The 20,833-nt window shown below is 40.2% G+C and carries 21 protein-coding genes; 14 read left to right on the forward strand and 7 right to left on the reverse strand.

Going from position 1 to position 20,833, the window contains the following annotated elements; genetic code table 11:
- Window positions 1-65: 65 nt before the first annotated feature.
- Window positions 66-2,582, reverse strand: a complete 2,517-nt coding sequence (mrcA, locus tag ACHB7C_RS19070; RefSeq protein ID WP_071547564.1) for a peptidoglycan glycosyltransferase/peptidoglycan DD-transpeptidase MrcA — start codon at window positions 2,580-2,582, stop codon at window positions 66-68.
- Window positions 2,583-2,698: 116 nt separating this feature from the next.
- On the opposite strand from mrcA, the gene pilM reads away from it, so the two are divergent.
- From pilM to ACHB7C_RS19130, 12 genes are all read left to right on the forward strand, one after another.
- Window positions 2,699-3,544, forward strand: a complete 846-nt coding sequence (gene pilM, locus ACHB7C_RS19075) for a pilus assembly protein PilM (RefSeq protein ID WP_048605594.1) — start codon at window positions 2,699-2,701, stop codon at window positions 3,542-3,544.
- A 3-nt stretch (window positions 3,545-3,547) separates the two neighbouring features.
- The gene (locus ACHB7C_RS19080) at window positions 3,548-4,099 is read left to right on the forward strand and encodes a PilN domain-containing protein (protein WP_042848629.1); all 552 of its coding nucleotides are present in this window, start codon (window positions 3,548-3,550) and stop codon (window positions 4,097-4,099) included.
- A complete protein-coding gene (locus ACHB7C_RS19085) occupies window positions 4,092-4,640 on the forward strand; it encodes a hypothetical protein (RefSeq protein ID WP_042848630.1) in 549 nt (182 codons plus the stop codon). The genes ACHB7C_RS19080 and ACHB7C_RS19085 overlap by 8 nt, the downstream gene beginning before the upstream one ends.
- Window positions 4,633-5,694, forward strand: a complete 1,062-nt coding sequence (locus ACHB7C_RS19090; protein ID WP_072065726.1) for a secretin N-terminal domain-containing protein — start codon at window positions 4,633-4,635, stop codon at window positions 5,692-5,694. The genes ACHB7C_RS19085 and ACHB7C_RS19090 overlap by 8 nt, the downstream gene beginning before the upstream one ends.
- A 507-nt stretch (window positions 5,695-6,201) precedes the next feature.
- Window positions 6,202-6,723 (forward strand): shikimate kinase AroK, encoded by a 522-nt coding sequence (aroK, locus tag ACHB7C_RS19095; RefSeq protein WP_004906592.1) that lies wholly within the window; start codon window positions 6,202-6,204, stop codon window positions 6,721-6,723.
- Between the two features lie 49 nt (window positions 6,724-6,772).
- The gene (gene aroB / locus ACHB7C_RS19100) at window positions 6,773-7,861 is read left to right on the forward strand and encodes a 3-dehydroquinate synthase (RefSeq protein ID WP_048605596.1); all 1,089 of its coding nucleotides are present in this window, start codon (window positions 6,773-6,775) and stop codon (window positions 7,859-7,861) included.
- 291 nt (window positions 7,862-8,152) lie between these two features.
- Window positions 8,153-9,040, forward strand: coding sequence for an SPOR domain-containing protein (locus ACHB7C_RS19105; protein ID WP_042848632.1), 888 nt, complete (start codon window positions 8,153-8,155; stop codon window positions 9,038-9,040).
- Window positions 9,041-9,122: 82 nt separating this feature from the next.
- Complete coding sequence (gene dam / locus ACHB7C_RS19110) at window positions 9,123-10,022, forward strand: adenine-specific DNA-methyltransferase (protein WP_048605600.1); 900 nt, start codon at window positions 9,123-9,125, stop codon at window positions 10,020-10,022.
- Between the two features lie 15 nt (window positions 10,023-10,037).
- Window positions 10,038-10,712 (forward strand): ribulose-phosphate 3-epimerase, encoded by a 675-nt coding sequence (gene rpe / locus ACHB7C_RS19115; RefSeq protein WP_395348224.1) that lies wholly within the window; start codon window positions 10,038-10,040, stop codon window positions 10,710-10,712.
- Window positions 10,709-11,401: a phosphoglycolate phosphatase gene (locus ACHB7C_RS19120; protein WP_042848634.1), complete on the forward strand. Its 693-nt coding sequence runs from the start codon at window positions 10,709-10,711 to the stop codon at window positions 11,399-11,401. Before rpe ends, ACHB7C_RS19120 begins: the two co-directional genes overlap by 4 nt.
- 17 nt (window positions 11,402-11,418) lie before the next feature.
- A complete protein-coding gene (gene trpS / locus ACHB7C_RS19125) occupies window positions 11,419-12,456 on the forward strand; it encodes a tryptophan--tRNA ligase (protein ID WP_042848635.1) in 1,038 nt (345 codons plus the stop codon).
- Between the two features lie 174 nt (window positions 12,457-12,630).
- Window positions 12,631-13,368 carry a 3-oxoacyl-ACP reductase family protein gene (locus tag ACHB7C_RS19130; RefSeq protein ID WP_129467224.1) on the forward strand — a complete coding sequence of 246 codons (738 nt, stop codon included), beginning with the start codon at window positions 12,631-12,633 and terminating at the stop codon, window positions 13,366-13,368.
- Between the two features lie 73 nt (window positions 13,369-13,441).
- Here the strand turns inward: ACHB7C_RS19130 and ACHB7C_RS19135 are convergent, their stop codons facing one another.
- From ACHB7C_RS19135 to ACHB7C_RS19145, 3 genes are all read right to left on the reverse strand, one after another.
- Window positions 13,442-14,650: a lactate oxidase gene (locus ACHB7C_RS19135; RefSeq protein ID WP_129467223.1), complete on the reverse strand. Its 1,209-nt coding sequence runs from the start codon at window positions 14,648-14,650 to the stop codon at window positions 13,442-13,444.
- A 24-nt stretch (window positions 14,651-14,674) separates the two neighbouring features.
- A complete protein-coding gene (locus ACHB7C_RS19140) occupies window positions 14,675-15,241 on the reverse strand; it encodes a YceI family protein (protein WP_042848638.1) in 567 nt (188 codons plus the stop codon).
- A gap of 96 nt (window positions 15,242-15,337) precedes the next feature.
- Window positions 15,338-16,015: a hydrolase gene (locus ACHB7C_RS19145; protein WP_042848639.1), complete on the reverse strand. Its 678-nt coding sequence runs from the start codon at window positions 16,013-16,015 to the stop codon at window positions 15,338-15,340.
- A gap of 264 nt (window positions 16,016-16,279) precedes the next feature.
- On the opposite strand from ACHB7C_RS19145, the gene ACHB7C_RS19150 reads away from it, so the two are divergent.
- Window positions 16,280-17,155 (forward strand): pirin family protein, encoded by an 876-nt coding sequence (locus ACHB7C_RS19150; protein WP_042848640.1) that lies wholly within the window; start codon window positions 16,280-16,282, stop codon window positions 17,153-17,155.
- Window positions 17,156-17,195: 40 nt separating this feature from the next.
- On the opposite strand, the gene ACHB7C_RS19155 is transcribed toward ACHB7C_RS19150, so the two are convergent.
- The gene (locus tag ACHB7C_RS19155) at window positions 17,196-18,101 is read right to left on the reverse strand and encodes a LysR substrate-binding domain-containing protein (RefSeq protein WP_042848667.1); all 906 of its coding nucleotides are present in this window, start codon (window positions 18,099-18,101) and stop codon (window positions 17,196-17,198) included.
- A 232-nt stretch (window positions 18,102-18,333) separates the two neighbouring features.
- Between ACHB7C_RS19155 and ACHB7C_RS19160 the strand changes: the two genes are divergently transcribed.
- Window positions 18,334-19,170 carry a PCRF domain-containing protein gene (locus ACHB7C_RS19160; RefSeq protein ID WP_166697012.1) on the forward strand — a complete coding sequence of 279 codons (837 nt, stop codon included), beginning with the start codon at window positions 18,334-18,336 and terminating at the stop codon, window positions 19,168-19,170.
- A gap of 79 nt (window positions 19,171-19,249) precedes the next feature.
- Here ACHB7C_RS19160 and yiiM read toward each other — a convergent pair whose 3' ends face one another.
- Together yiiM and sodA are read right to left on the reverse strand one after the other, a co-directional pair.
- Window positions 19,250-19,930: a 6-hydroxyaminopurine reductase gene (yiiM, locus tag ACHB7C_RS19165; RefSeq protein WP_042848643.1), complete on the reverse strand. Its 681-nt coding sequence runs from the start codon at window positions 19,928-19,930 to the stop codon at window positions 19,250-19,252.
- 140 nt (window positions 19,931-20,070) lie between these two features.
- Complete coding sequence (sodA, locus tag ACHB7C_RS19170) at window positions 20,071-20,697, reverse strand: superoxide dismutase [Mn] (protein WP_042848668.1); 627 nt, start codon at window positions 20,695-20,697, stop codon at window positions 20,071-20,073.
- Between the last annotated feature and the right edge of the window lie 136 nt (window positions 20,698-20,833).

The following is a 20,833-nucleotide window of genomic DNA, read 5'->3' on the forward strand; positions in this document are numbered from 1 at the left end:
TTCATGATAAAAAAACACCCCATGTTCTTAGTCAACAATGGGGTGCGTTAAACAAGGCAATAACCCTAAAATAACTCTTGAGTAGAGCCACTTTCTGTTGAAATTGTTGTTCCAACTTCTTGTATTGCATGTTCTTTCGGTTCGGTTCCTTCAATAAAGTATTCTCTACGGGAAGAGCCTAATTTACCTGTACGACTATCAATCGATACCGAAATCACACCTTTAGGTGGCTTCATTGTTTTCACTGGCACCCCCTCTAAGATGGATTTCATAAAATCATCCCACATCGGCTGAGCACTTTTCGCCCCTGCCTCACCGCGACCGAGTGTTCGTTTATTATCATCAAAACCAATCCACGTCGATGCGACTACATCCGGGCCATAACCAGAGAACCAAGCATCTTTTGAGCTATTGGTTGTTCCTGTTTTCCCACCAATATCACGGCGACCACCTAAATCTCTTGCCGCACGCCAGCCAGTTCCAGACCAGCCAGGTTCCCCATAGATATTCGTCATCATCGCATCCCTAATTAAGAAAGCGAGAGGCGTATTTATCACATGCGGTGCATACCGGTCATCAGAATTTGCGTCAGTATTCCCAGCTGTCGCCAGCTCCATTGTAGGCTCTTGTACCACTGCGTTATTACCGGATTGTGTCACTTCCTCTGTTGATTCATCATCAATGCCTTTAATCGCAATCGTACGTTCTGTATCACCATAAATAACTGGAATATGAGTGCAATCTGGGCAAGCTAATTTTGGTTTCGCTTCAAAGATGACTTCATCATTATGATTTTCGATCTTCAAAATATAATATGGGTCAATAAGGTAACCCCCATTCACCATAACAGCATAACCACGTACCATTTGCATTGGCGTAAATGAAGGTGCACCTAATGCCAACGCTTCTGTACGGTTAATATTCTCAGGTGGGAAACCAAAGCGAGTCAAATAATCGGCTGCATAATCAACGCCCATAGCCCTCATTGCTCGCACCATAACTACGTTTTTAGATTGCCCTAACCCTTGACGCAAACGGATAGGACCATCATAACGAGCAGGGGAATTTTTTGGACGCCAATCTGAGCCCGCACCCGCATCCCAACGGCTAATCGGCACATCATTTAATAATGATGATAACGTCAAGCCTTTATCCATTGCTGCGGTATAAAGAAACGGCTTAATATTTGAACCAACTTGGCGTAAAGATTGAGTAACGCGGTTAAATTCACTCATATTAAAATCAAACCCACCAACAAGGGCAATAATAGCCCCATCGTTAGGGTTCAATGCAACAAATGCGGCATTAACATCTGGTACTTGCCCTAACCACCAGTTGTCTTTAACTTTACGCACCCAAATTTGTTCGCCAGCTTGTACCACTGCATTAACGGCTCTTGGTGAGGCGCCTTGTTGCGTATCCGATATAAACTTACGAGCCCAACGTACACCAGCCATCGTAATTGAAATTTGCGAACCATCAGCCAACATGACCTGAGCTTCAGACCCTGTTGCCGATACAACAACCCCTGGCATCAAAGGGCCATAGACTGGCATCTTTTTCAATTTTTCAATAATTTTATCTGATGCCCAAGCTGTTTCTGTTGGTTTCCATAACACATCAGCAGGGCCACGATAACCATGGCGAGTATCATAATCGATCAAGTTATTACGTACCGCGGTTGTTGCCGCTTCCTGATCTTTACGGATCACCGTGGTATATACTTTATACCCGTCAGTGTAGGCGTCTTCACCGTATTTATCATACAGTGTTTGGCGAGCCATCTCGGCTAAATAAGGTGCGGAAAAATCTATTTTTGGTGCATGATAAGAAGCAACTATTTTCTCATTTTTCGCTTGTTCATACTGATCTCGCGTAATATATTTTTCTTCAAACATACGAGAAAGTACGACATTACGGCGGTTTACCGCGCGATCATACGAATAAAGAGGGTTAAACGTTGATGGTGCTTTAGGCAAACCTGCAATCATTGCAATCTCACTGAGCGTCAACTCATCAACAGTTTTACCAAAATACACATAAGCAGCAGCCCCAACACCATAAGCGCGGTTACCCAAATAAATTTTATTTAGGTATAGCTCCATAATTTCATCTTTAGTAAAAAGCTGCTCAATACGAATCGCCAAGAAAGCCTCTTTAGCTTTACGCATAAGGGTTTTTTCAGGGCTTAAATAAAAATTCCTCGCCAGTTGCTGAGTAATCGTACTCGCCCCTTGAGATGCATGACCCGATGAAGCCATCACCGAAACAGCCCGAAAAATACCAATTGGGTCGATGCCGTGGTGGTCATAAAAACGGCTATCTTCGGTTGCGATGAATGCTTTTACCATCAATGGTGGAATTTCTGTCAGCGGTAATGGAATACGACGTTTTTCACCGTATTGAGCAATCAGTTCATTATCAGCGCTGTATACCTGCATTGGAATTTGCAGACGGATGTCTTTCATTGTTGCTACATCAGGCAACTCACCTTCAACATATTTATACATGCCATATATCGAAGCGGTTCCCAAAAAAATGCAACAGAAAACAAGAATAAAAAAATATTTTACGAACTTCACCTGAAAATTCCCATGCCTGGCAAACAAGAGGGTTTAGATATCACTAACGCATAGTATAAAGCTTATACAGCACAATAGAAAATGTAATTTATTGGTTAATGATAAGGAAATTAACTATGTACACATCAAAATGGAACATTGGAATCGACCTATATCAAAGCAAAATTCAGCTAGTTGCCGCTAAACGTCGCAAGAAACACTGGTCTTTGTGTGAATGCTGGCAACAACAACTTCCCTTCGAAATTGCTGACAAATCAGACCATGAACAATACAAGATTCTACTGAATATTTTAATACAATGGCGTCAGAAATTACCTAAAAACTGTTCTGTATCTATCGCATTACCTGCAGTTAGGACACTAAAACAACAATTTGCATTACCTAGCCAAATTAATCTACAGCAACCAGAATTAGGTTGGTACCTACAACTGCAAGCTGAAAAACGTTTTCCTATGCATGCTCAAGAACTGGCAATGGATTATAGAGTAATCAATCAACACGTTTATTTTAATGGGGCTCGAAAATCAGAAATTAACTTTTGGCAAAAATTATTAGCAGAAAGCGGATTCAATCTACTGGCAATTGATGTCGCCCCCGTTGCTCTGCGTTATGTTGCTCGCCATGCGGGCTTACCCGATGAAAGCTGGCTAGTTCACTATAGGCAAGGTGAGTGGCTGTGGTCTGGCCCTATTAGTCAACCCGCCAACTATAACCATCTACCCGACACCGAAACCCCGACGCTATCTGCATTATTGTCTTTACTCAACCAAGAAGAGTCATCACCGATATTACCCATTTACCTCATTACCGACCATCAAAACATTCATGATAAACATAGCATTGAAGCAATACATAGCTGGGAGTTACGCCAAGCTTTTCAGCATAACAATCTTAAAATCCCCCATCAGTTAGGGGATTTTGTGATAGCAGCAGGGCTAGCATTACGGCATGGAGATATTTAACTCATGGGGTTATCAAAACTATATCAAGTTAACTTTCTGCCTTGGCGGCAGCAGCAAATTGTGAAGAAACAACGGTTATTTATTATTTTTTCTCTGGTTGCTGGTTGCTCAGTGCTTATCACTTGTTGCTTTTTAGTCTTTTTTCACCAATTGGAAATTGAAAAGCAACAAAAAATAAAATATCACCATCAACAACAATATGAGCAAACGCAACAGTTAGCACAACGAGTATCTCTCCAGAAAAAACAACTCCTCGAATTGATTAACCAAAAAAACAGATTGGATGAGGTTATGAACAATAACCAGTTTTTACTCAAATTATTACAAGACTTGCCATTAATCACACCATTAAAAAGTTGGCTTACTACCGTCCAATTAGTTGATAATAAAATAGAAATAAAAGCCCGCAGTTATGACTTCCAAAATGTTAGCTTACTAAGCCCTAAGCTTAAAGAGCGAGGGCTAAACCACATCCAATTAAAAAAGCTCAGCCGTACAAACCAAGTACACCGGTTACATTTAACCGCTATACGCCAAGGAGAAGCTAATGAGTGAATCACTTCATGCTTTTTGGTATCGCCCTTTTTGGCAGCAAACCATACCCATTTGGCTATTTATCAGTTTATTTTTATTTGCAGGCTATTTTTTATACTGGAAAGAAAATGAAATACTACGTCTTGAATTAGAATCGGAAAACAATAGTTTAATTGAAAAAATAACAAAAGAAACCAGACAATTACAGCACTTTCCGCCCTTACATCTATTAGAACAGCAAGCAGATGTTCTAAAGCAAATTGTCGATGCTAAAGGTGAACCACTAGAACTACTTTCACAACTTAATACATTACTGAACCATTCAACTGTCATATTAAACCAACTACAACCAACGAGTAGCCATGGCTATTTCCTCGAAGTTCAAGGGGATTTCATCAGTGTCTATCGCTTTATAGAGCAACTTCTCACTTTGCCTAATACTCAACGATACCGTTACTCAGATATAAAATTAACTTCAAAGCAAGGTGCCATACTCGCATCAGTCACTTTTTCATCAATTAACCACACTTTCGCTATCAAGGATGATAATAGTAATGAATAGAAAGTTAATTAACACACCGATACTCGTAGCTATCATAGGGTGTTTCTTTTTGCCTGCTTTTTGGCTATCAGCTCAAGAAATACGAGACCCATTTGCGCCTTTACATCCCGTAGAGGAACAAACACAGTCTAGTCCAGTGATGGCTACGAGCCTATCTTCTCAACATACAGACCCTTTAATTGAAAAAATTTTTCAATTAATTTCAATCGATGCTCTAGAAATACGCACTCAACTAGAGCACCCCAAAACTTTATTGTTATCAAAAAATGCATCTATTCATCATGACCACACCACAAATAGTGTGATAGTCAAAGATAATCAACAGCGAATAGCCTTACTAGAAGAGTGGATAAAACAAAAAGATAAACCCAATAAACAAGTTCAAATAACAGCGCATATTATTAGTAGTAGCCGAACCGCATTACAAGAATTAGGGCTTGAGTGGGGAATATTAGCGGGGAATACAGCCAACAGTCATCTTAACCGTTATAACCGTTATCATTCCGCACCGGGGCAATTTTCGTTTAATGTGTTAAAACTAAGCGATGGGTTACTTGAATTAAAATTAAACGCTTTAGAAAAAGAAAATTTACTCTCCATTATTGCTAGCCCTCGGTTAATCGCCTCACACCAACAACCTGCGAGTATTCAACAAGGTACAGAAATACCCTATGTCACAAGCAATGAAAAGAAAACTCACGTACAATTTAAAGATGCTGTACTAGGTATGGATGTCACCCCGACCATTATCCGCAATGAAAAAGTAGAGTTGAACCTAAAAATTAGCCATAACTCGCCAGATACCGCACTAACCAGTAGCCAAAGTCACCATTTAGCAATAAATAAGCAAGAAATATCAACATCCGTCACTATTAAAAATAATGAAACCCTAATATTAGGTGGCATTTTTCAGCAAAAACAAGAAAAAACAGAGACAGGTTTACCATTTATCTCTCAAATTCCTCTCTTAGGGTCATTATTTACAAATACTGCGGAACATATAGATAGAAGGGTTCTTATTGTTTTTATAACGCCAAAACTTATCAATATTTAACGCGAATAAAATAACACATATACTTCAATGAGTTGAATAAACAATAAGCCAAAGATTAGTCAAAAAAAATATTTTTATGCTATAAACCTACCGGATAAATTTGACGCTGGCGTCGTTTTAGCATACAAGGTTATCCATTGAGTGTTCTAACTATCCGTAGATTAAAGAACAAGCTGTCAGTCGCTTATAAAACAGCCACAACAATTTTGCTCTAAAAATAACAGAAATCATGCGCTACTACCTATAGGCAAAACCTGTTAAAACTATGCTAAACAATGCATTAGGCAATATAGACGGCTCAAACATTGAGACCTGTAATTTTAAATGTGGCACTTTGTTCGCTTAGTGCCGCATTTATATAGTTGCAATTCGGGTTGATGTATTGAGATAATTTTCTTATCTGATCTCACATCATCACTAATGAGGTTTCAGTTTATAGGTCCCGCCGCTAATTCGATTGGCGGGGCGGGTGATCATTAACGAATAATCGTAGTAATACCAAAAAACATGGCAGAGAAACGCAATATCTTTCTGGTTGGACCGATGGGTGCTGGCAAAAGCACTATTGGCCGTCAGTTGGCTCAACAGCTTAATATGGAGTTTTTCGACTCTGATCACGAGATAGAAAAACGTACTGGCGCAGATGTAGGCTGGGTATTCGACCTTGAGGGTGAAGAAGGCTTTCGCGATCGCGAAGAAAAAATCATCAATGAGCTCACTGAGAAACAAGGCATCGTATTAGCAACGGGTGGCGGTTCTGTTAAGTCCAAAGAAACCCGTAATCGCTTGTCCGCTCGTGGAGTCGTTGTCTATCTTGAAACGACCATTGAGAAACAATTATCCCGTACACAACGTGACAAAAAGCGTCCTCTATTACAAGTTGACGAACCGGCACGTGAAGTACTGGAAAAACTGGCTGACGAGCGCAATCCTATGTATGAAGAAATTGCTGATATTACCATTCATACTGATGAACAAAGCGCTAAAGTTGTCGCAAGCCAAATCATTGAGCTATTAGAGAAAAACTAATTAATCATGGTGTTATTTTCATAAAATAATGAACTCAAGGTAAAGCAAGATGGAAAAAGTCACTGTTACTCTGGGCGAACGTAGTTATCCAATCAATATCGCGCCAAGTTTATATAACGAACCTGGGGCATTTTGGCCATTAACTACTGGGCAACGCGCAATGATAGTGACAAATGAAACGCTTGCACCAATTTATCTTGAAAAGGTAAAACACGCTCTTGAATCTTCTGGCGTAAAGGTTGACAGCATCATTCTTCCTGATGGCGAACAATACAAATCGCTATTCATCATGAACGATGTTTTTACCGCACTACTTGAAAAGCACCATAACCGAGATACTACCCTCATCGCTCTTGGTGGGGGGGTTATCGGTGACCTTACGGGTTTCGCTGCTGCTAGCTATCAGCGCGGAGTACGTTTTATCCAAATTCCTACCACCTTATTATCTCAAGTGGACTCTTCTGTTGGCGGTAAAACCGCAGTAAACCATCCTCTAGGGAAAAATATGATTGGGGCATTTTACCAACCTGCCTCGGTAGTTATTGACCTTGATTGTTTAAAAACCTTACCCAAAAGGGAATTAGCCTCCGGCTTAGCAGAAGTGATTAAGTATGGAATAATTCTTGATGGTGACTTTTTTACATGGTTAGAAAACAATATTGATGCTCTGGTCGCGCTAGATAACCAAGCGATGGCCTACTGCATACGTCGTTGTTGCGAATTGAAAGCACAAGTCGTTGCTGCTGATGAAAAAGAAACCAGTGGGTTACGTGCGCTTCTCAATTTAGGTCACACCTTTGGGCATGCCATTGAAGCTCATATGGGCTATGGTGTCTGGTTACATGGTGAAGCCGTTGCAGCAGGTATCGTTATGGCAGCAAGAACTGCTGAATTGATAGGCCAATTTACACCGGAGCAAACCCAACGGGTGATAGCACTTTTAGAACGTGCATCACTTCCTGTCAAAGGCCCTTCACAAATGAAGCCAGATGATTATCTACCGCATATGATGCGCGATAAAAAAGTAATGGGTGGAAAACTGCATTTAATTTTACCTACCACTATCGGGCATTCAGAAATGCGCGCGGACATCGATGCGCAAACTGTCATTGCAGCGATATCTTCCTGCATGCCATAAAAATATGACAAAATGGTCAGATACGTTACCAAAAACAGAGAAAACCCTGAATTTTTACAAGCGTTTTAAAATGTTACTGGTAGATGTACGCTAAAGTCGTTAAATTATAAGGTATGCCTACGCCTAGATACAATAATCTGGAAATGCACAATACCAATATGGCTAGCACGGTATTACGAAAGCATATATGCTTTAAAAATAAGCATCGATATTCTGCTTGGTCGCTAACAGGTTGTACTGATAAGAGACATTTTATCTCTACTATAGGCAAATTTTATTCGGGAGAGGAAGATGGACGAATTTAAACCAGATAATCAAGGCCAAAATGATCTTAGGCCAGATACATCAGATAGACCGACAGGGCGTTCACGCCAATCCGCTGCTACAAAGCCTAAATTAGCACTCTCACGCCAACATATTATGATTGGTGTCGGTGTTTTAGTTTTATTACTACTCATTATTGCGATCAGTTCTGCGTTAAAAGCGCCTACTGAGCATGAAAAGTTGCAAACAACCGGCACTAACAACCAACAAAATATTGATTTGTCTAACTCATCCTCTTTGACAAACTCACAAGAGCAAGCTCAGACGGGTCAGGCACAAGAAATCTCAGGATCTCAAATCACACCGACACCAACTCAAGGTGAGCCAAAAACTCAACCTAATGGCTTGGGTGAGCGGATCGAAATCCCAGGTGATGTGGTAGATGCTTTAAATCAAGGCCAAACACCAACCGCTGGAACAACACAACCACAAAATGTAACACCGCCAGCAATCAAACCTGCAGAACAGCAACCTGTGGCACCGCCAACAGCACCTGAAAAAACCCCTGCGAAAGTGGTTGAGCCAAAACATCCGGTACAACCTAAGCAACCGACTAAGGCTGCGGCCAATAACCATGGCAGCAATGTCATGTCAGCTCCTGCGGGTACCTACACTCTGCAACTTAGTAGTGCAAGCCGTTCAGATACGCTGGAAGCATTTGCTAAAGAAAACAAACTTGCCAATTACAAGGTCTACAAAACTATTCGTAATGGGCAAACTTGGTATGTTCTCATTCACGGTAATTATAATTCAGTCACTGACGCAAAAAATGCAATAGCAACTCTACCTTCTGCTGTTCAAGCGAAAAAGCCGTGGGTTAGAAATATGAAACAAGTCAAACAGGATCAAAAATAACAACGTTTTTCCCCGGGCGCATTGTGTTGTCCTGACAGAGTATGAATGTTTTTACTCTAAACGATTGTAATAATAAGACGGCATGAAAAAAAAACGCGCTTTTTTAAAATGGGCTGGGGGTAAATACCCCCTTGTGGAAGAAATAAAAAAACATCTTCCACAAGGTGATTGCTTAATTGAGCCTTTTGTTGGTGCAGGGTCAGTGTTTTTAAATACTAGCTATGATTCTTACATGCTGGCAGATATCAACAGTGACCTCATCAACCTCTATAATACTGTTAAAGACCATGCTGATTCTTTTATCGAAGAGGCCCAGCAAATCTTCACACCTGAATATAATACTTCAGAACAATACTATTTAATGCGTGAAGCCTTTAACCAATCCAATGACACTGAAAGACGTAGTATCCTTTTTTTATACTTAAATCGTCACTGTTATAATGGGTTATGCCGTTATAATTCACGCGGTGAGTTCAACGTGCCTTTTGGTCGCTACAAAAAGCCCTATTTCCCTAAAGAAGAATTACTGTGGTTCGCTGAAAAATCGCAAAAAGCAACATTTATTACCCAGCACTATGGCGAGACCTTGCTCAATGCTAAAGAAGGTGCCGTCATTTACTGTGACCCGCCTTATGCTCCTTTATCTGATACTGCCAATTTTACGGCTTATCATACCAATTCCTTTAATGCGAGCGAGCAACAAAATTTAGCGATTTTGGCACAGAAGTTATCAACGGAAAACAGGATCCCAGTGCTGATATCGAATCATGATACCCCGTTAACCAGAGAGTGGTATCATCAAGCTCAATTACATATTGTAAAAGTACGTCGTACCATTAGTAGAAATATATTAAACCGTAGCAAAGTCAATGAATTACTGGCTTTATATACGGGGGAACCTAATAGCCTTTCTCCTAGAAAAACTGACAAAAAAATGCAAAGCCTTGTGACTAGTGCTGAATGGCTCTCAGATAACGATTAATAATCGGAGACGATAATGAAAAACTTTCTCATTGCCCCATCTATTTTATCTGCTGACTTTGCTCGTTTAGGCGAAGATACCGCCAATGTTCTTGCAGCTGGTGCTGATATCGTGCATTTTGACGTAATGGATAATCATTATGTTCCTAACCTAACTTTTGGTGCTCCAATTTGTAAAGCCCTGCGTGACTGCGGTATTACTGCGCCGATTGATGTCCACCTCATGGTAAAACCTGTTGATAGGATTATCCCTGACTTCGCCAAAGCAGGTGCAACTCATATAAGCTTCCATCCTGAAGCCAGTGAACATGTTGATCGTTCATTACAACTCATCAGAGAACATGGCTGTACCGCGGGGTTGGTATTTAACCCAGCAACACCACTGAGTTACCTTGATTATGTAATGGATAAAGTGGATATGATTTTACTGATGTCAGTTAATCCAGGCTTTGGTGGTCAATCCTTTATCCCACAAACCCTCAATAAATTGCGCCAAGTCCGCAAACTTATTGATGAAAGTGGCTATGATATTCGTTTGGAAGTCGATGGCGGTGTGAAAGTGAACAATATTGCAGAAATCGCGGCGGCTGGAGCGGATACCTTTGTTGCAGGCTCAGCCATCTTCGATCAACCAGACTATAAAACAGTCATCGATGCGATGCGTAACGAACTACAAAAGGTATCTCAATGACTCAAGTTGTATTAGAAGATATTAAAGCGATTGCCTTTGATTTAGATGGTACTCTCGTTGACAGTGCTGGTGGCTTAGCTGAAGCCATCGATAATATGCTCAAAGAGTTTGGTTTTCCTCCAGCAGGTAAAGAGCGCGTCTCTATTTGGGTAGGTAACGGGGTTGATGTTCTCGTTGAACGCGCGCTTTCTTGGGCAGGAGCCGACATCACAGCTGAATTACAAAAAAAAGCTCGAGCCAGTTTTGATAAATTCTATGCAGTTTCTGTCACAACAGGTAGTCAGCTATTCCCTGAAGTAAAAGAAACCTTAGAACAATTAGCAAAACACAACATACCGATGGGGATCGTCACAAATAAAGCTACGCCGTTTATTGCTCCACTACTAAAAAAATTAGGCATTGATAGCTATTTTTCTCTTGTATTGGGTAGTGACGATGTAAAAGCCCTAAAACCGCACCCTGCTCCCCTTTACTTAACAATGGGCACATTCGGTTTACGTAAAGAAGAATTGCTTTTTGTCGGCGATTCCCGTAATGATATTATTGCAGCACAAAGCGCGGGATGCCCGAGTGTCGGGCTGACATATGGCTATAACTACGGTGAATCTATTGCTTTGAGCGAACCTGACTGTGTCTTGACACACTTTGCAGGCTTGTTACCCACAATTGGTTTATCTGAAATAAAATAAGCAAGGACATAACAAACATGAGCACTCCCACTGAAAATTTACAGCAACCCCAAAAACCTATCGTATTCAGCGGCGCACAGCCTTCCGGTGAATTAACCATCGGTAACTATATGGGTGCATTACGTCAGTGGGTACAAATGCAAGACGACTATGACTGCATTTACTGTATCGTTGACCAACATGCTATCACTGTTCGCCAAGACCCTGTCGAACTGCGTAAAAGAACCCTCGATACACTTGCGCTCTATTTAGCCTGTGGGATTGACCCGAAAAAAAGCACCATTTTTGTACAGTCTCATGTCCCACAGCATGCACAATTAAGTTGGGCATTAAACTGCTATACCTATTTCGGCGAATTAAGCCGTATGACCCAATTTAAAGATAAATCAGCGCGTCACGCAGAAAATATCAACGCAGGCCTGTTTGACTACCCCGTTTTGATGGTTGCTGATATCTTGCTTTATCAAACTAATCAGGTTCCTGTTGGGATTGACCAAAAACAGCATCTTGAACTAAGCCGTGACATAGCCCAACGCTTCAATGCAATTTATGGTGATATATTTACTGTTCCTGACCCTTTCATCCCTACAGGTGGCGGTGCACGAATTATGGCACTGCAAGACCCAACCAAGAAAATGTCTAAGTCTGATGACAACCGCAATAACGTCATTGCTCTACTCGAAGACCCAAAATCGGTTGTGAAGAAAATCAAACGGGCCATGACGGACTCAGAAGAGCCACCACGCATTCGTTATGATTTAGAAAACAAACCTGGCGTTTCTAACCTGTTAGATATTATGTCAGGTGTCACTGGTAAAAAAATTGCAGAGCTAGAAGCTGAGTTTGAAGGCCAAATGTACGGTCACCTTAAAGGTGCTGTTGCAGAATCCGTCTCTGGCATGTTGACTGACTTACAGACTCGTTATCATGAATTCCGCGATAATGAAGCGCTTCTGAATCAAATCATGGATGAAGGAGCGACTAAAGCGTCTGCTCGTGCACAACAAACTTTAGATAAAGTGTATGAAGCTATTGGTTTTGTAAAACGCCCATAACGCTAATCAAATAAAAAGCGCTTACTCATCAATGGGTGAGCGCTTTCTTTCATTAACACATAGCCAACTATTTTCACAAACTCCTTCTACTTTTCTATCTGGAGTCTATCCTCTTTTATCTATTAAATACCTTATTTAGTGATTTTTAAATTATTTAACTAATAAGGTCATTCTATGTTATTCAAAAATAAACATGCTATTGTCCAAGGCGGATCACGTGGTATTGGCGCTGCTATAGTAAAAAAACTAGCCAAAGAAGGTGCAAATGTTGCTTTCACCTACGCCTCATCAGATAAAAATGCAAAATTGTTGATCACTGAAACAGCCCAGTATTCCGGTACAGTCATGGCAATAAAAGCCAATAGTGCAAATGAATATGAAATTACAGCTGCAATCAAACAATCATTTGATAAATTTGGTTCTATTGATATTTTAATTAACAGTCTTGGTATTCTTGAATTTGGCTCAGTAGAAACTCTCCCTCTAGAATCATTTGATCGCTCCTATTCCCTAAATGTACGCAGCTTATTTATTGCTAGCCAATCAGCCCTAACTGTTATGAATAATAATGGACGAATAATTCACATTGGTAGTGTTAACTCAGAACGGGTTCCATTCGAAGGTGGAGCTGCCTACGCAATGAGTAAATCAGCTATTATTGGCTTAACAAAAGGTATGGCTCGAGATGTAGCTGCTAGAGGGATCACTGTCAACAATGTTCAGCCAGGTCCTGTAAACACTGATATGAATCCAGAACAAGGCGAGTTCGCAGATAGTCTAAAACAAATAATGGCTTTAAAACGCTATGCTAGCGCTGATGAGATTGCTGATTTTGTATTGTACCTAGCTAGCCCAGCTGCTGCTTATATAACGGGAGCAAATTTAAATATCGATGGCGGGTTTACAGCTTAAATATTGGTTTATTAATGAATAAAAAAACGGGAAAATTTTCCCGTTTTTTATTAACCAATGAGTTTGACTTTAATTATTGAAAATCTTTGTCGGTATACAACTTCGTCGCTTTAACTCCTTCAATATTTTTGGCCCCGCCTAGCATCATATTGATAGAAAGTTCTTTATTCAGTTGCTGGATCACCGAGTTTACGCCTTCAGCACCACCTAAATTTAAGCCATATAAAATAGGACGGCCTACAGCCACAACATCTGCCCCACTTGCTAAGGCTTTAAATACGTGTGAACCGCGACGCACACCACTGTCAAATACAATTGGAACACGTTTATTAACGACCTTAGCAATTGACGGCAATACATCAAAAGACGCGGGACCACTGTCTAACTGGCGACCACCATGATTAGAGACCCAAATCGCATCAGCACCTGCTTTGATCACAACATCAGCATCTTCGGGCGATTGAATACCTTTAACTATTACTGGCAATCCTGATAACTTTTTCACGTATTGAATATCTGCGGGTGTAAAAGCTTGTTTTGCTTGCGCATAAATTTCACCGATCCCTGCACCTTTACCTGTTTTTGAACCATCACTATTTTGCTTAGCAAATAGCTCTAAGTTGGCAAAGCCTAGCGGGAACTGGAAGTTATTACGAATATCATCTTCACGATACCCACCAACTGGAGAGTCAACGGTTAAAATAATCGCTTTAGCACCACTTTCTTTGGCTCTCTTCAACGTAAATTCGTTAAAAGCATTATTTTTACTCATATAAAGCTGGAAAAAGAACGGGTTTTCCCCTGAAACTTCAGCAACTTCTTCAATTGTTTTATTACCATAGGTACTTAACGAGAAAATAGAACCCGCTTTAGCCATACCTTTTGCTGTCGCAATTTCCCCGTCTTTATGTGCTAATCCTTGGGCCGCCATCGGCGCTTGAATAATAGGGGTTTTTAGTTTAATTCCTAAAAAATCAGTTGAAAGGTCGATATCTGAAATTTCAATTCCCTGCATCACTCTTGGTATAATATATTTATTATCAAAATGTTGCGTATTTTTCTTCAGATTCAATTCATCTTCAGCACCACCACGAATATAACCAAAAGCACCTTTATCCATACTTTTGGCAACTTGGCTTTCTAATTCATCCAAGTTCACAATTTTAATTGGGCCTTCTTTATCGCTAGCTTTATATTCTGCCGCCTGTGCGGTACCAAGAGTCAGTGCAACAGCAAATAATGTCGATGTCACAAACGTATTTTTTCGTGTAAAACTCAACATAATAAATCTTTAACTCCCCATCAATTACTGTTTAATAGCCTCGGCTTGAATTTGGATAGTGACATTTTTGGCCATGCCATCCTTCACTAGGAAATCAACCCCCCATTGCGTACGGTCAATAGTGGTTTCGAAATCACCACCACACACATCAGCATTAAAAATTGGACTGAAATAGCAACCGAATTTGGTAGTTTTTAACTGAACTGGATGTGATTGGCCTTTCATAGTCAACACACCATCAATAGAAACAGGTTTGTTGTCTGCAAAATTCCATTTAGTCGATTTGAACTCAATGGTCGGATATTTTGCAACATCTAACATATCTTCACTTTTAATATGATTATCAAATGCTGATAACCCAGTATTTAAGGTCTCCGCTGGAATTTTTACACTGACGCTACCAGTTTGTTTTTCCGGAGAATAACTCATATCTCCGGTGATATTGTGAAAACCGCCACTATTGGTAGAAGTATTAAAGTGGTCAATATAAAACACGGCTTTAGTATGAGTTGCATCTAATTTATAGTCTGCGGCCTGTGCTGTACCAAGCGCAAACAAAGAAACCAGCAAAGGTAATGTAAGCTTTTTCATCATATTTCCTTAAAATTCAATTACAAATAGGCAGCTTTATCAGTCATTAAGCTGCCTGAATTAATTTCGTAAGTTAAATGTGGGGGTTATCGCGAATTAACGTTCAGAATCTAATTGCTCATTATTTTTCAGAACATCTTGCGCTTTGCTGTAGCTTTCAATTAATAATTGATAAGCAGGGAAAATTTGCGTGTAGGCCATTGCCCATTCAGCAGCGTCTTCACGGTTCCAAGTGCCTTGTAACTCAGAAGCAACCGCGGCTGTATCCATAGGGACAACCCCTGCTTGAACCACACGAGCCAAGGTAATTTCTTGTGCCATCTTGCTATAAGTACCTGATGCATCGATAACAACAAATACTTGGTAACCATCCATCACCGCACTAATCGCAGGGAAAGCCATACAAACACTAGTAATGGTACCTGCAATAATCAGTTGTTTTTTGCCTGTCGCTTTTACCGCTGCCACAAACTCAGGGTTATCCCATGCATTAATTTCGCCACGACGTGCAATATATTGTGCATGTGGTGCATTTTGGTGAATTTCTGGGATCAACGGACCATTGGGGCCTTGAGGTACAGAAGCCGTAGTGATCACTGGGATTTTTGCCAGTGAAGCCATTTTAGCCAGTACAGATGCGCGAGCACGCAATTCAGTCATTGGCATATCACCTACAGTTTGGAAAAGCCCACTTTGGTGATCAATTAATAACATCACAGCATCGTTTGGGTTAATAACAGGGCGCTGGCCATTAAAGTTTGCTGGAATACTCATGATAAAGCCTCTCAATCGATGAAGTCAGAAATTTATTTAGAATCAAAAATAGAACGATAACCGCTCCGTTTTCGTGTTATTTAGATTAATTCATCAGTTTTAAGCTGAGTAGTCTGGATTTTGATAAACTCTGTTCTATAAATAGGATAATAACCTTAACCTTGATTGTTCTTTTATTGGAACAATGAAACCTATTTTTGCCCCTACTGCCGAATGATTTGCTCCTTTATTATTCAGTCATCAAAACAGTTTAGGAGCAAAACCATGAAAAAAATTATTGGTATCTATCAATCTCCTCGTAGCCATTGGGTAGGAGACGGCTTTCCTGTCCGTTCAATGTTTACTTACGATAACCATGGGAAATACCTCAACCCATTCTTATTACTCGATAGAGCAGGTCCTTTCAATTTCCCCAGCTCAGAAGCAAAGAATCGAGGAGTTGGTGAGCACCCTCATCGTGGGTTTGAAACCGTTACGATAGTGTATGATGGGGAAGTAGCTCATCATGATTCTACTGGTGAAGGCGGTGTGATAGGCCCAGGCGATGTTCAGTGGATGACTGCGGCATCGGGTATTTTGCATCAAGAATATCAGTCTGATGCCTTTATGAAAAAAGGTGGCACTCTTGATATGGTGCAACTGTGGGTCAATTTGCCTGCAAAAGACAAATCAGCGGCACCCGGCTACCAGTTATTGGAAAGCCAAACTATGCCAAAAGTCACACTGCCGAACGAAGCAGGCACACTGCGTGTGATTGCAGGAGATTATTTAGGCCACAAAGGGGCAGCCAAAACCTATACCCCGTTAGATGTTTGGGATTTACAACTCAATCAGGGAAAAACTGTTGGCATACAGACAAAATCAGGTCGTAACGTAGGGTTAGTCATGCTACGCGGTTCAATATTTGTTGATGGGCGTTCTGCCTTAAATGAAGGTGAACTGATGATCCTTGATAATACAGAAAGCAACATTGTGCTAGAAGCAACAGAAGATGCCTTAGTATTACTGCTAAGCGGTGACCCGATTGACGAACCGGTTGTTGGTTACGGCCCATTTGTTATGAATAGCATGGACGAAATTAATAAAGCTGTAAATGACTTCAACAGCGGCAAATTTGGCCGTATTCCTGAAACACAATAAATAATGTATGACCCCTCGATAACCTTAGGCTATTGGGGGGTTATTTTACTGACGGTGAAATGTTATCTGCTAAATAATTCAATAATAATTGTACTGATGGTAACAACCCTTTGCGAGATGGATAAACCGCATGAATAATATCTTCAGGGAAACGCCATTCAGGTAATACCTCCACCAAGTCCCCTGAGGCAATTTCCTTTTCCACCACGCCATAAGGCAACCTTGCAATGCCAATCCCTTTAAGTGCCGCGCGGTATAACGTTAACACATCAGTTGTGGCTAATTTAGGGGTGAAATGCTGTGTAAAACTCAGGTCATCGCTATTTTTCAGTGTTAACGTATAGTTTTGCGAGTGCTCTGTATTCGCTAACATCGGGTAATCCACCAGCTTTTCAGGCTCAATAAGTGCCCCTCGTTCTACAAATAACTGCGGACTTGCAACCAATATCCTGCGAGAATACCCCAGCACTTTCATCATTAGACCGGAGTCATCAAGAGGTAAAGAACGCACCCTAATTGCCAAATCCAGCCCTTCACTGATCACATCAACAGGGCGATTAACTGCCAATATCTGAATATCGATATCTGGGTATTGCGCCATAAAATCAACAAGTAATTCATTAAGATACACTTGCAACAATGCAACAGGACAAGACAGTTTTATCGTACCTTTCGGGTGAGACTGAACAGAACAAATCAATTCGTGAGCAATTTCGGCTTCATCCACCACATTTTTACATTGCTGATAAAAAACCTGCCCTACATCTGTGACATGAAATTGGCGAGTTGAACGATAAATTAAAGAAACATTTAGCTTTTTCTCTAAATCTGCAATACGTCGGCTTAACTTAGATTTAGGAACCCCAAGAGCTAAACCCGCTTGGGAAAAACCACCATGCTCAACGACTTTCACATAGTAATAGAGATCATTTAAATCATATTGCAGCATACGTTTTTACCAACCTTTGTGCTTGGAGGTTTGAAATCGTTATCTTACTCAAAATTCAAAAAATGTCCTCTTCGATATTTATTCTTTCGCACCTATATTCAGCTTTATCGTACGAGCCAACAAAGACCCTATTATAAAAAACAGATAATTTTGGGGTATTAATGAAAGCCTTTTTTAATAATTTTATGTAAACATGAAAATTATCCTCTACCGTTAAAATGAGAATATCATGCGTACAGAATTACCACAGACTCCATCAACTTCATCACTTGAGTGTTTTTTTGAAACCGCTGTTAACCAAGCGGATAAAAAAGGAAAAATCAGCCATTCTGATATAAAAAAACTCCTAAAGAACATCTCCAATTCATCTGAAAAACTTACCGTTAACAATTACTATAATATCCAAGAGTCTGTTAGTAGACTAAATAAAACCTTAACACTTCAGCACTCTAACGTTATTGAAAACAAGTCTCTCTGTATCCATAAGGCATACACAATGGCATTTAATAAATTATCTGATGCCTCTATTCATGAGATCAGACGCAATGCGCCACAAAGAGCCAATACGCTCAATATCATTGAACTAATGACCAAAAATAAAACGATAAAGCAAAAAAGAGTTATTGAACTTAAGGAAAACACCCAGAATATAAAAGCTAAAGTTGATATATTTATTAATGACTTATATAAAGAACCGTATTGGAGACCAAATGATAAAGAATATTCAGGGCTAATGGCTAACCTATCGAAATTAAAAAGTGATATAGAAAAGTCGAGAAATAATATACTCAGTTCAAGTTATCAACATAACCCAAATAAATTTAAAGCATTAACTCAGTTAAAATCGCAATTAACACAGCTTACAGAGAAATTACAAAACGATTATGACAAGCTAATCCGTGGTAGTACCTCAAATAATCAGCGTATCTTGAGCGATAATGAAATGCCTTCAATCTATAAATTAGAGCTAGCTCATTTAAAAAGGGCAATACCTATAATTGAATCAGAATTAGCACAATTACAAAACGAACTACAAAGTAAACGTAGTGAATTGAGTAAACAATAAAGTAAAAAGTTAACGAAACGCCAAAAAAGAAAAACGCCTAATTAAAAATTAGGCATGTCTAACTTTGAGATACGGCAACCTAGCCCCGTTTTCCAAACAAACGGTGGCTAAATTCTTCAATCTGGTGGTGTTCTAAGCGATTTTGCATGGTTAAACTCCAGCTTGCGGATAACCCAGCTGCACTTAGCAACCGCTGATAGAGTTGTTCATCATAGGGAGCATGAAAAGCAATCATAATCGCTTCTTGTACTGAAACGTCACTATTACGGCTTAATAGCGTTAATGGTTCGTTTTCGCTGACATTTCCTGTTTTTATCACCCGATAAAGCCACCCACAGCAACCACGCTCTTGCATCAACTGTGCAAAGTTTTCGATCCCCGTAAGCCCATTAAGCTTATAACATGGAGAGCGAGGCTGCGTGACCTGTATCCGCGCATTACCCCATGCAAAAATATCCCCGATAAATACGTTTTCTTCGGTCATACCCTGTGTTGATATATTTTCCCCAAATGCAGAGGCAACAAATAAATCCTCAAGCTCAGGGTAAGCGTTCAACCAATAATGATAATGCTCACGTGGATAATGGCATAGGGCTCTATCTGGCCCACCATGGAAACGTTTTTCTGCCTGTTCATCCCCTTCTAGCCCTAATTGCCCTAAAGCCAGCAAACCATCCGCAGCCTGTTTATGGATCGCACTTTGACCACAAGATTGAGTCTCTTGGACTTTACCGATAAAAACTTGGGGTAAACATGACATTGACGATATTCTCCATTTGAATAGCGATAGAGACTTCATCATAAAGAATGCCAAGACAGATAACAATCCAATACACCGGAAAATAAAAAGGCGTAGCATCTATGATGCTACGCCCACTCGCTATTTAATTAAAAAATTAATTATTTAGCTTTTGCTGCAAAACGTGCGGCAGCTTCGTCCCAGTTAACAACGGACCAGAACGCTTTAATATAATCAGGACGGCGGTTTTGGAATTTCAAGTAATAAGCGTGTTCCCACACATCTAAACCAATGATAGGGTAGCCTGAAGCACCTGAGATAGCTTCACCCATCAATGGGCTATCTTGGTTAGCTGTAGAAACAACAGCTAATTTACCGTCATCTTTCAGAACCAGCCATGCCCAACCTGAACCAAAACGAGTTGCAGCAGCTTTTTCAAATACTTCTTTAAATGCATCAACGCTACCGAAATCGCGTTCAATAGCCGCTTTCAGTTCGCCTTTTAATTCAGTACCTAATTTCAAACCTTTCCAGAACAGACTATGGTTTGAGTGACCACCAGCGTTGTTGCGTACAAAAGTGCGCTGATCAGCTGGAATTTGATCTAATTTTTGAATCAGAACATCGATGTCCAAACCTGCTAATTCTGGCAGTTTTTCTAACGCTGTATTTGTGTTAGTCACATAGGTTTGATGGTGCTTAGTGTGGTGGATTTCCATGGTCTGTTTGTCAAAATGTGGTTCCAACGCATCATAAGCATAAGGTAAAGCAGGTAATGTATAACTCATATTATTGTCTCCAGTGACGTAAATACCGCTATGTTTCTCATTTTTCACCACAAGGCTCATAGGGTATGCACTTGCTTAACTTCGCACCTTGTGAATTACTATCTATTATAGTTATTTTACTGTTAATGAAAATCAT

Source organism: Providencia sp. 2024EL-00732, assembly GCF_044006275.1.
In the GTDB taxonomy this organism is placed as follows: Bacteria; Pseudomonadota; Gammaproteobacteria; order Enterobacterales; family Enterobacteriaceae; genus Providencia; species Providencia huashanensis.